General features: G+C 70.9%; 10 protein-coding genes, 3 tRNA genes and 1 riboswitch. Of the genes, 7 read left to right on the forward strand and 6 right to left on the reverse strand.

Translation table 11 applies throughout. From position 1 onward, the window contains the following. Positions 1–273: 273 nt before the first annotated feature. Positions 274–618 carry a PadR family transcriptional regulator gene (locus tag DPA01S_RS15105; RefSeq protein WP_007633348.1) on the forward strand — a complete coding sequence of 115 codons (345 nt, stop codon included), beginning with the start codon at positions 274–276 and terminating at the stop codon, positions 616–618. Further along, entirely contained in the window at positions 618–1,604 is a 987-nt protein-coding gene (locus DPA01S_RS15110; RefSeq protein ID WP_061917606.1) for an HAAS signaling domain-containing protein, read from the forward strand. Before DPA01S_RS15105 ends, DPA01S_RS15110 begins: the two co-directional genes overlap by 1 nt. Before the next feature lie 82 nt (positions 1,605–1,686). On the opposite strand, the gene DPA01S_RS15115 is transcribed toward DPA01S_RS15110, so the two are convergent. Continuing rightward, positions 1,687–1,759: transfer RNA gene (locus tag DPA01S_RS15115), tRNA-Arg, on the reverse strand. A gap of 52 nt (positions 1,760–1,811) precedes the next feature. Further along, positions 1,812–1,903 (reverse strand) — tRNA-Ser (locus DPA01S_RS15120). 104 nt (positions 1,904–2,007) lie between these two features. Between DPA01S_RS15120 and DPA01S_RS15125 the strand changes: the two genes are divergently transcribed. The 3 genes from DPA01S_RS15125 (at position 2,008) to DPA01S_RS15135 (ending at position 6,099) form a co-directional block, all read left to right on the forward strand. After that, positions 2,008–3,072, forward strand: coding sequence for a histidinol-phosphate transaminase (locus tag DPA01S_RS15125; RefSeq protein WP_007633350.1), 1,065 nt, complete (start codon positions 2,008–2,010; stop codon positions 3,070–3,072). A gap of 118 nt (positions 3,073–3,190) precedes the next feature. Then, positions 3,191–4,936 carry a bifunctional metallophosphatase/5'-nucleotidase gene (locus tag DPA01S_RS15130; protein WP_232303201.1) on the forward strand — a complete coding sequence of 582 codons (1,746 nt, stop codon included), beginning with the start codon at positions 3,191–3,193 and terminating at the stop codon, positions 4,934–4,936. A 197-nt stretch (positions 4,937–5,133) separates the two neighbouring features. Further along, the gene (locus DPA01S_RS15135; protein WP_061917613.1) at positions 5,134–6,099 is read left to right on the forward strand and encodes an alpha/beta hydrolase family protein; all 966 of its coding nucleotides are present in this window, start codon (positions 5,134–5,136) and stop codon (positions 6,097–6,099) included. 27 nt (positions 6,100–6,126) lie between these two features. Here DPA01S_RS15135 and DPA01S_RS15140 read toward each other — a convergent pair. Next, a tRNA-Ser gene (locus tag DPA01S_RS15140) sits at positions 6,127–6,212 on the reverse strand. Positions 6,213–6,328: 116 nt separating this feature from the next. Between DPA01S_RS15140 and DPA01S_RS15145 the strand changes: the two genes are divergently transcribed. After that, positions 6,329–7,375 carry an NAD(P)H-quinone oxidoreductase gene (locus DPA01S_RS15145; RefSeq protein WP_061917616.1) on the forward strand — a complete coding sequence of 349 codons (1,047 nt, stop codon included), beginning with the start codon at positions 6,329–6,331 and terminating at the stop codon, positions 7,373–7,375. A gap of 6 nt (positions 7,376–7,381) precedes the next feature. Further along, positions 7,382–7,481: riboswitch (TPP riboswitch) on the forward strand. Further along, positions 7,471–8,748: an LLM class flavin-dependent oxidoreductase gene (locus DPA01S_RS15150; RefSeq protein WP_061917619.1), complete on the forward strand. Its 1,278-nt coding sequence runs from the start codon at positions 7,471–7,473 to the stop codon at positions 8,746–8,748. (Overlaps the previous riboswitch by 11 nt.) Here DPA01S_RS15150 and DPA01S_RS15155 read toward each other — a convergent pair. The 3 genes from DPA01S_RS15155 to DPA01S_RS15165 all read right to left on the reverse strand — a co-directional run. Next, on the reverse strand, positions 8,706–9,299 hold the full coding sequence (locus tag DPA01S_RS15155; protein WP_061229483.1) for a PadR family transcriptional regulator: 594 nt from the start codon (positions 9,297–9,299) through the stop codon (positions 8,706–8,708). The genes DPA01S_RS15150 and DPA01S_RS15155 overlap by 43 nt on opposite strands. A gap of 4 nt (positions 9,300–9,303) precedes the next feature. Further along, positions 9,304–10,284, reverse strand: a complete 981-nt coding sequence (locus DPA01S_RS15160; protein WP_061229484.1) for an NAD(P)H-dependent flavin oxidoreductase — start codon at positions 10,282–10,284, stop codon at positions 9,304–9,306. Positions 10,285–10,425: 141 nt separating this feature from the next. Continuing rightward, positions 10,426–10,699: cation:proton antiporter regulatory subunit (locus DPA01S_RS15165; RefSeq protein WP_198150827.1), on the reverse strand; the 274-nt coding region annotated here is incomplete at its 5' end.

Here is a 10,699-nt window from a genome sequence, read left to right on the forward strand (position 1 = left end):
CCCCCACCCCCCGCCGAGCGCCACACCGAACAATGACCACCAATGTCGAACTATAGTTCGATCATACCGGCGCGCCGACAGGTGCACAAGGGTTCGAATGGCGCAGATCCACGCGCTCCGAGCGTGCGCACACGTAGGCGAGCGGCGACCTCGTCGTCGTCGCCCCCGTCATACCCCCCTGGAGAGATGCCACGGTCCCGCGCGGGCGACCCCGCGCGGCGGACACGGTGTGCGCCATTTACATAGTGTGCGTCGCACACTATGGTGTGAGACATGGACGACGAGGTAGACGCAGTACAGGGCACCCACCTCCAGGAGATCCGGCGGGGATCCGTGGTGCTGGCGAGCCTCATCGCGTGCCGGACGCCCAAGTACGGATACGGACTGCTGACCACGCTGGCCGACGTCGGCATCGTCACCGAGGCCAACACCCTGTACCCGCTGCTGCGCCGCCTGGAGGGCCAGGGCCTGCTCACGTCGACCTGGCGCACCGACGACCCCCGGCCCCGCAAGTACTACGAGACCACCGCCCTCGGCGCCGAGACCGCCGAGCGGCTGCACACCGAATGGCTGGCGCTGGGCGCCGGTTACGACGATCTGCGGAAGGCGGATGCGTGATGCCCCGACTCACCGATCGCTACATCGCCGAGGTGGTCCGCCACCTCCCCGAGGGCCAGCGCGGCGACATCTCGGAGGAGATCGCCGCGACCATCGACGACATGATCGCCGCCGAACTCGACGCCGACACCGGCCCCGACGGCCGGATCGATACCGCCACCGCCGAGCACACGGTCCTGCGTCGCCTGGGCGACCCCGCGCAGCTCGCGCGCCGGTATTCGGGCGTGCGTCAGTACCTCGTCGGGCCCGACGTCTACCCCGTGTGGTCTCGCGTTCTGCGGTGGCTTGTGCCCGTCGTCGGCACGATCGCCGCGGTGGCCGGCGGCATCCTCTACGTCTCCACCACGCCTGTCCCCCAGCTCGGCGACCTCATCGCCCAGCTCATCACCTCCGCGTCCGCCGCCCTCCTCTGGACCTTCGCGGCGTGGACACTCGTGGTGGTGATCATCGAGCGAACCACCCCGGAGGGCGCACGCAACGCGCTCTCGCGGACGCCGACCTGGGATCCGGACGACCTCGACCGCCCGGGCAGCGGAACCGACACGCGTGCCGACGCGATCGTCTCGCTCGTGATGCTGGCGCTCCTGGCCGGCGTGCCGTTCATCCCGTCGACGTTCCTCTACATCGGCCACCTCAACGGGGGCGAGCCGCTGATCAACCCGGGCATCCCGACCGGCTGGGTCGTGAGCTACCTGGTCCTGATCGGCGCGCTCGCGCTCATCCAGGTGTGGCGCCTGGCGCGGCCGGGACGGTCGCGCGGCCGCCTCGCGCTCGAGATGGCCACCGACATCGTGTTCGGCGTCTTCCTCACCGCCCTCGTCCTGAGCCAGCAGACCGTGCTGCACCCGGATCTCGTCCCCGCGGACGGCGACGGCGGCCTCGCCACCGCCATCCGCTGGGGGCTGGTCGCGGCCGTCTGGGTGATCGTGGTGTGGGACCAGGTCGAGACCGTGCGGACGTTCCGGCGCCACTCTGTGAACGAGTGACGCCGGCCCGGGCCGTCCCCCACCGCCGACGAGAAGACCCCGCCTCCTGCATCTCTGCCGGTGGCGGGGTCTCCTGCACTTGTGCGCCCGAAGGGACTCGAACCCCTAACCTCTTGATCCGTAGTCAAGTGCTCTATCCATTGAGCTACGGGCGCATATTCATATTCTTCTGTCGTGCCAGAAGTCCGGTCTCCCGGGCTTCCGGCATGGCGGAGGCGAGAGGATTTGAACCTCCGGTCCCCTTTTAGGAGGACAACTCATTAGCAGTGAGTCCCATTCGGCCGCTCTGGCACGCCTCCTGGAGGCTCTGCGAGCCAACGAGGATTTACAGTACACACACGTCCCGCCGGTTCGCAAAACGGCCGGACACCGGCCCGAGAACCGCTGGTCCTACTCTGTAGGCATGTCCCCTGACGTGCGCAGTGACCTCGACGCGATCCCCGCCTACGTGCCCGGTGCGTCCGTGCCCGGCGCCGTGAAGCTCGCGTCCAACGAGACCACCGCCGGCCCGCTGCCGAGCGTGGCCGCGGCGATCGCCGACGCTGCGGCGGCGGCCAACCGGTACCCGGACATCACCTCCCGCGCACTCGTCGAGCGCCTGGCGGACTTCCTGGACGTGGGCGCCGAGAACGTCACCGCCGGCTGCGGCTCGGTGGCCCTGTGCCAGCAGCTGGTCCAGGCGGTGTGCGCCCCGGGCGACGAGGTGATCTTCGGCTGGCGCTCCTTCGAGGCGTACCCGATCATCTCCCGCATCGCCCACGCCGTGCCCGTGTCGATCCCGAACCGCGCCGACGGGTCGCTGAACCTCGACGCGATCGCGGGGGCCGTCACCGACCGGACCCGCCTGATCTTCGTCTGCACCCCCAACAACCCCACGGGGCCGGCCGTTCCGCGCGCGGAACTGCGCGCGTTCCTGGACCGTGTCCCCGAGCGGGTCACGGTGGCGCTGGACGAGGCCTATGTGGAGTACGTGAGGGGCGACGACGACGACAAGGTGGACGGTGTCGCGGAGGTGATGGCCCGTCGCAATGTGGTCTCCTTGCGCACCTTCTCCAAGGCGTACGGGCTCGCCGGCCTGCGCGTCGGCTACCTCGTCGGGCCCGTCGACCTGGTGGTGCCGGTGGCGAAGATGGTCGTGCCGTTCTCCGTGAGTTCGCTGGCCCAGTCCGCGGCGATCGCCTGCCTGGAGGCCGGGGACGAACTGCGGGCGCGCACCGACGCGGTCGTCGCCGAGCGTTCGCGGGTGCGCGACGCGCTGCTCGACATGGGCCACGCGGTCCCGGACACCCAGGCCAACTTCGTCTGGCTCCCGCTCGCGGAGGCCGCGTCCGACTTCGACGCCCACTGCCGCGACCACCGCGTCGTCACTCGGTGCTTCGCCGGCGACGGGGTGCGGGTGACGATCGGCGACCCGGACGAGAACGACCGGTTCCTCGCGGCCGCCCGCAAATTCGTGACCAGAATGTGATGCTTCCGGCGGGGTCCCGTGACCTCGCGGCGGCACGATGGGTCGGGTTTGGACGCGACGCCCCGGTCGTCGCGCCCGTCCCGCGAGAGCCGTGGGTCACGATCCCCCAGGAGTCGGTGTGCAGCTGCGAGGTCCCCGCCGTGAGGCGAGTCCCGCAGCCCCGCCCACGCCCACATCCCGACGCCCCGCCCGCCGGGCACTGATCCCCCTCGCCCTCGCGCCCCTCGTGTCCGCGCTGGTCGCCGTGCCGGGTGCCGACGCCCGGACCAGCGAGACCGGGCGTCCGTGGAGCCCGGCCGCCGAGACCACGACCGTGCGGATCCTCGGGATCGGCGAGTTCTCCGGCGCGCTCTCCCGCCCCGTCGGCTTCCAGGGCGAACTGCGGGACGGCTCCGGTAACGTCCGACCGGCCGGCGGCGGTCCCCACCTCGCCGCCACGATCGGCAAGCTCCGCGCCCAGGCCGAGAACACGCTGTTGCTCGCCACTGGCGACTCGATCGGTGGGACCGCGACCGAGGCCGGGCTCCTGGGCGACCGTCCGACCGTCGAGTTCTTCAACCGGCTCGGCGTGGACGGGGCCGGCATCGGCCGGCGCGAGCTGGAGAAGGGCGCCGACCACGTCCGCTCACTGGTCAAGCCGGGTTGCCTCACGGAGGAGGACTGTCGGGTCGACCCGCCCCTGCCGCCCTTCCGCGGTGCGGCCTTCCCGTTCCTGGCCTCCAACGTGATCCCGTCGCACGACGCGGCCCCGACGTTCCCGTTCGCCATCCACCGCGTCGGCGACGTCCGGGTGGGGGTCGTGGCGGTCACCGCGCCGTCCGAGTCCGTCCCCGAGACCACGACCCGCCTGGCGGACCCGTTCCGGGCGATCGATGAGACCGTCGAGTCGCTGCGGTTCCTCGGCGTCGAGACGATCGTCGCCCTGGTCCAGTCCGATACGGCCCACGGCAACCTCGACCCCGGCTCGTGCCCCGAGGCCCTCACCGACCTCGAACTGGTCGAGGACCTCAACCCGACCGTCGACGCCCTCATCGTCGGCGCCTCCGGGGGCCCGGCCACGTGCCGCGTCTTCGACTCGGAGAACGACGAGCGGATCGTCGTGGCGCCGGCGTCCCACGGCCGGTCGGTCACGGTCGTCGACCTCGCCGTCGACACCGCCACCGGAGACGTGGTCCGCCCGCAGACCTCGGCGTTCAACCAGACGGTCAACCTGGATATCGAGCCCGACCCCGGGACCGAGGAACTCGTCCGCCAGGCACAGGCCGCCGCGGCGCCCGAGGCCCGCGAGGTCATCGGCACCGCCGACGAGACGATCAGCCGCGCCATGAACGCCGACGGGGAGTCCCCGCTGGCCGACCTCATCGCCGATGCGCAGCTCTCCGCCACCCGCGGCCGGGGCGCGCAGCTCGCCGTGTCCAACCCCGACTCGCTGCGCACCGATCTGCCCGCGGGCCCGCTCGACTACGCCACCCTGCACACCGTGCAGCCGTACGGCGACCGCCTGTACCTGGTCACCGTCACCGGCGGGGAACTCCGCGCCGCCTTCAACCACTTCGCCGACGACATCGGCCGCAACGGCCCCGCGGTGTCGGCCAACGTGCGCTACACCGTCGACGCCGGGCGGCCCGCGGGCGACCGGGTGACGGAGATAGAGGTCGACGACGAGCCGATCGATCCCCGGCGGGAGTACACCGTCGTGGTGAGCGAGTTCCTCTCCTCCCCGGAGTGGGGCGGCTCGGTGTTGGCCGAGCGCGGGGACCGCCGAGAGGCCGGCCTGACCGATCTCGACGCGGTGATCCGCTACGCGACCGATGCGGGCCCGTTGCGGGCGCCCGAGCCCGGCCGCGTCCGCGTGATCGACTGACAGCAGATCCGCTGACAGCAGATCCGCGTACCCGGGCGCGGAGGAAGCCGGGGACACCCACTACGCCGAATCGCTCCACATATTTGTAAGATGGGTTTCACTCTCCGCACCGTCGGCCACACGTCCGCGCTTCGCTGACGTGCCCCCATGGAGAAAAAGGGATTACAGCCTTATTTACTCCTGAGGAAGTGGGCGCCATGTCAGGGCGAGATCCGAGCAGATACAGACGGCCGGCCGTGCTCGGCGCGGCCCTGACGGTCGGCTCGATGTTCCTCGCGGGATGCATGGCGACGAGCGCGGCCCCTGCGGTCGAACCGACGTACGCGGGTCCCGTCCGGCTGGACGAGGTGACGGTACAGCGCTTCGAGTATCCCACCCGCTATCCCGCCCCCGACCCGGAGCACAACTGGGCCGACCTCTACCTACCGGCAGGTGACCAGAAGGTCGACTCCATCCCTCTTGCCGTGCTCATCCACGGCGGGTCCTGGCACAAGGAGAGCGGGGCGGGCTCGTTCGATCACCTGGCCCGCGATCTCGCCAGCCGCGGGATGGCGGTCTACAACGTCGAGTACCGGCACATCGGGTCGGGCGGCGGCTGGCCCGTCACCTTCCGCGACGTGGCCGACGCGCTCGACCACGTCACCGAGGTCGACAGAAGGTTCCCGCAGATCACGACCGACGACGAGGTGGTGGTGGGCCACAGCAGCGGCGCACAACTCGCCGTCTGGGCGGCGACCCGACATCGGCTCGAGGACGGGGAGGTGGGCTCCAAGCCGAGCTTCCGCCCCACCCGCGCCATCTCGATCGCCGGGCCACTGGACATGACCTACGGGGCCACCCACGGGGATGACAGGATCGTCACCCTGCTCGGGGGCACACCCGACGAGGTGTCGAGCCGATACACATCGGTGGATCCCATCCAGAACATCGACACGGGCACCCCGGTGATCGCCCTGCACGGCAGGCAGGACGCGACCGTGGCGCCGGAGAACTCCCAGCGCTACGTCGACGAGGTCGATCGCCGGGGCGGCAGGGCCAAGGTCGTCATGTTCGAGGACGAGGACCACACCTCGATCGTGTCGGGCAAGTCCCGCTCCTACACGCGGATCCTCGAGATCATCCGCTACGTCTCGGCGTCCGATCTGCGCGAGACCACCGCCTGACCCGGCAATCGAGAACCGGGCCCCTTGCGGAAGTGGAGGGATTTGAACCCCCGGTGCTGTTCAGGCACGCTCGCTTTCAAGGCGAGTGCATTCGGCCGCTCTGCCACACTTCCCCGCCGCCGGCCACGACACGCGCGGCCACACCCGTTCCACGTGGAACCGGCTGTACGACGTCGCCCATGCTAGTTCACCTCACCCGCCCTCACCCAGCCCGGCTACGGTCGAGGGTATGAAGGCCATCGCGTACGACAACGGTCCCGACTCCCTGTATCTGACCGAGGTCGCCGATCCGGTCCCGGCCGCGGGTGAGGTGATCATCGACGTGGCGGCGTCGGCCGTCAACCGTGCCGACCTCCTGCAGACCAAGGGGCTTTACCCGCCGCCGCCCGGCGCCTCGGAGATCCCGGGCCTGGAGTGCTCCGGACGCATCTCGGCGGTCGGCGAGGGCGTGGAGGGCCCGGCGGTCGGCGACGAGGTGTGCGCCCTGCTGGCCGGCGGTGGGTACGCCGAGAGGGTCGCCGTCCCGGCGGGCCAGGTCATGCCCGTTCCGGAGGGTGTCTCGCTGCACGAGGCGGCGTCGCTTCCCGAGGTGGCGTGCACGGTGTGGTCCAACCTGGCGATGACGGGCGGGCTCGGTCGGGGCGTCCTCGCGGCGGACGCGCACTGGGGCGGGACCGAGCTGGGCGCACCGCGGGTGCTGATCCACGGCGGCGCGGGTGGCATCGGCTCCCACGCGATCCAGGTGTGCCGCGTGCTCGGCGCCCGGGTCGCCACCACGGCCGGCGGGCCGGAGAAGGTGGCGATGTGCCGCGAGTTGGGCGCCGAGCTGGTGATCGACTACCGGGACGAGGACTTCGTCGAACGGGTCGGGGAATGGACCGACGACGACGAGAGGGGCAGAGGCGTCGACCTGATCCTCGACGTGATGGGCGCGAAGTACCTCGAGCCGAACATCGCGTCCCTGGCGCCGGACGGTCGCGTGGTCGTCATCGGACTCCAGGGCGGGGTCAAGGGGGAGCTCAATCTGGGCATGTTGTTGCCCAGGAGGGCCGGCGTCCTCGCCACGAACCTCCGGGCGCGGCCGGTGGACGGCCCCGGCGGGAAGACCGGCATCTGCCAGGAGGTCGTGGATCACGTGTGGCCGATGATCGCCGCCGGCGATGTCACCACGAGGGTCTCGCGCGAGATCCCCCTGGAGCGGGCGGCCGAGGCGCTGGCCCTGCTGGAGTCCGGGGAATCGCACGGGAAGATCCTGCTGACCGTCGACGGGGTCTAGTCTCGGGGTCACGACACGGGGTGCCGCCCAGAAGGGGGCGGCTGAGATGAGACCCGTCGAACCTGCTCCGGGTAATGCCGGCGAAGGGATGTCCCATGCTGCATATCAATGCGTTCCTGTTCGGATGCGGCCACCACTCGGCCGCATGGCGCCGACCCGACTCCCCGGTGGAGCGACTGGGCGACATCGCCTACTGGGAGGAGCTGGCCCGGACGGCCGAGCGGGGCTGCCTCGACGCGGTGTTCTTCGCCGACGGCCACTCCGTCGGAGATCCCGCCAGCGGCTCGTGGTGGTTCCTGGAGCCGTTGACCGCACTGTCGGCGATGGCGCGCGCGACCCGGCACGTGGGGTTGGTGAGCACCGTGTCCACTACGTTCTTCACACCGTTCCACGCCGCCCGCATGCTGGCGTCGCTCGACCACATCAGCGGTGGACGGGTCGGCTGGAACGTGGTGACCTCCATGTTCGACGCGGAGGCGCGCAACCACGGGATGGCCGCCCTGCCGGGGCACACCGAGCGGTACGAGCGGGCCGAGGAGTTCGTGCAGGCCGCCCTCGCCCTGTGGGAGTCGTGGGACGCCGACGCGCTGGTCCTCGACCGTGGCGGACTGTGGGCCGATCCGGCGAAGGTGCGGGCGGTGCACCACGCGGGCGAGCACTTCCTGGTGGACGGACCACTCACCGTGCCGCGGTCGCCGCAGGGCCGGCCGGTGCTGTTCCAGGCCGGGTCGTCGGATCCGGGCCGGGACCTGGCGGCGCGGCACGCCGAGGGGATCTACGCCGTCGCGTACGACGACGAGTCCGCGTCGGCGTACGCCGCGGACCTGAGGCGGCGGGCGCGGGCGGCGGGCAGGGACGCGGACTCGCTGGTCGTGATGCCCGGACTGGTGACGTATGTCGGGTCGACTGTGGCGGAAGCCCGTCAGAAGAAGGCCGAGCTCGACGCCCTGCTGCCGGTCGAGGAGTCGTTGGCCCAGCTGTCGATGTTCACCGGGCAGGACTGCTCCGACTGGGAGCTCGACGCGCCTGTTCCGGAGTTGCCGCCGCTGGCCGAGTTCGCGGGACCGCAGGGCCGCTACGAGACCATCCTCCGGATCATCAGCAAGGACTCGCCCACCGTGCGTGAGCTGCTGGGTACCCTCGCGGCGGGCGGCGGGCACTGCACGATGCTCGGCACGCCCGAATCGATCGCGGACGAGATCGAGCGCTGGTACCGGGCGGGCGCGGCCGACGGGTTCAACCTCATGCCTCCGAGTTACCCGGACGGTCTGGAGGATTTCGTGGATCTCGTGATCCCGGTCCTGCAGCGCCGCGGACTGTTCCGGACGAGCTACGACGGGGCGTCGACCCTCCGAGAGCTACTCGCCCGGTGAGCCGGCGGCGGCAGCCGGTCCAGCGCCTCCAACGTCTCGTCGCACCACCTCAGCCAGGCCCGCTCCTCCTCGATCCCCAGCGAGAGGACGCGGTGCTGGAGGACGCCCCGCGGATCGGACGGGTCGACGGCGGAGAAGTCCCGCTTCTCGATTTCGCGGTACCGCTCGAGATTGTCCTGCCGCCGGGCGCGGTGGTGCTCGAGGGCGCGACGGACCTCGTCGGTCCGGCCCGTGGCGGCGGCGGCCCGGACGCGGACGGCGAGGGTCGACCGCGTCACGTCCGGGGCGTCGTCCTCGCCGATCCACTCGACCAGCGATCGGCGGCCGTCGTCGGTGACCGCGAACCGCCTGGGTTGTCCGCGCCGGGGCGGGCCGTCCCGTGGCAGTTCCCGGATCAGGCCCGCCGAGGCCAGCCGGTCGAGTTCGCGGTAGATCTGCTGGTGGGTGGCGGGCCAGAAGTACCCGATCGACCTGTCGAAGCGTCGGGCGAGTTCGATCCCGCTGCCCTCCCGCTCGGTGAGCGAGGTGAGGATCGCGAACCTCAGCGACATCGGCTCAGCGCAGCGCGCCGACGCCGGCGGTGAGGGCGTCCAGCGCCTCGTCGTATTCGCCCCGCAGGCGGTCGACCAGGTCGCGGACGGTGCCGGTGGAGCGGACGGCGCCCACGCCCTGTCCGGCGCCCCAGATGTCGCGCCACGCCTTGGAGTCGTTCGACCCGCCGGAGCCGAAGTCCATGGCCGACGGGTCCGACTCCGGTAGGTTGTCCGGGTCCAGGCCGGCGGCCTCGATGCTGCCCCGCAGGTAGTTGCCGTGGATGCCCGTGAACAGGTTGCTGTAGACGATGTCGTCGGCCGTACTGTCGACGATCATCTGCTTGTACTCCGGCGTGGCCCGCGATTCCTCCGTCGCCAGGAACGCGGAGCCGACGTAGGCGAGGTCCGCGCCCGCCGCCTGCGCGGCGAGGATCGACCGCCCGTGGGCGATCGCCCCGGACAGCAGCAGCGGCCCGTCGAACCACTCGCGGATCTCCTGCACCAGCGCGAACGGGGACTGCGTGCCGGCGTGGCCCCCGGCCCCGGCGGCCACCGCGACGAGCCCGTCCGCGCCCTTCTCGACGGCCTTGCGGGCGAACCGGTCGTTGATCACGTCATGCAGGACGATGCCGCCGTACGAATGGACGGCCTCGTTGACCTCCTCGCGCGCACCGAGGGAGGTGATGACGATCGGCACCTCGTGCTCGACGACGGTGGCCAGGTCCTGCTCGAGCCGATCATTGGAGCGATGGACGATCTGGTTGACCGCGAACGGGGCGACGTACCGGTCGGGATTCGCGGCGGCGAACGCCTCGTTGCTCTCCCGCACCTGCTCGATCCACTCGGCCAGCGCCGACTGCGGCCGCGCGTTGAGCGCCGGGAACGACCCGATCACCCCCGCCTGACACTGCGCGGCCACCAGCTCGGGGCCGGAGTAGATGAACATCGGCGAGGCGACCACCGGGACGGTGAGCGGGCCGGCGAGCACGGAGGGAAGGGCCATGAGCAGTCCTTTCGAGAGCGGGGCGGAGCAGACTTCTCCCCCGACCGTACGGTCGCGCCGGCTTTTGTGCAACTAGTTGCACAAAAGACGTCCGCCTCGCGTCAGCGACAGAACCCACACCTCACGGACGGGAATCGCGGTCTAGGACAGCTCCGCGAAGCGTTCGGTGTCGCGCACCTTTCCGGAGACGATGATGGTGTCCCCCGGGTGCAGGATCGTGTCGGCGGCGGCGTAGGTGAAGCCCTCCCCGGGACGCTTGATCGCCACCACGGTCACGCCGTGGTCCGTGCGGATCGAGGTCGCACCGAGACTGCGACCCGTCGCGAACGCGGGGGCGGTCGTCTTGACCATGGCGAATCCGTCATCGAACTCGATGTAGTCGATCATCCGGCCGCGGACCAGGTGGGCCACCCGC

Source organism: Dietzia papillomatosis NBRC 105045, from assembly GCF_001570845.1.
Lineage (GTDB): Bacteria > Actinomycetota > Actinomycetes > Mycobacteriales > Mycobacteriaceae > Dietzia > Dietzia cinnamea.

Coding starts and splice junctions, on each gene's coding strand:
- DPA01S_RS15110 (WP_061917606.1), top strand. CDS start 618: ATGCCCCGACTCACCGATCGCTACATCGCCGAGGTGGTCCGCCACCTC.
- DPA01S_RS15155 (WP_061229483.1), bottom strand. CDS start 9,299: ATGTCGCTGAGGTTCGCGATCCTCACCTCGCTCACCGAGCGGGAGGGC.
- DPA01S_RS15135 (WP_061917613.1), top strand. CDS start 5,134: ATGTCAGGGCGAGATCCGAGCAGATACAGACGGCCGGCCGTGCTCGGC.
- DPA01S_RS15145 (WP_061917616.1), top strand. CDS start 6,329: ATGAAGGCCATCGCGTACGACAACGGTCCCGACTCCCTGTATCTGACC.
- DPA01S_RS15150 (WP_061917619.1), top strand. CDS start 7,471: ATGCTGCATATCAATGCGTTCCTGTTCGGATGCGGCCACCACTCGGCC.
- DPA01S_RS15105 (WP_007633348.1), top strand. CDS start 274: ATGGACGACGAGGTAGACGCAGTACAGGGCACCCACCTCCAGGAGATC.
- DPA01S_RS15125 (WP_007633350.1), top strand. CDS start 2,008: ATGTCCCCTGACGTGCGCAGTGACCTCGACGCGATCCCCGCCTACGTG.
- DPA01S_RS15160 (WP_061229484.1), bottom strand. CDS start 10,284: ATGGCCCTTCCCTCCGTGCTCGCCGGCCCGCTCACCGTCCCGGTGGTC.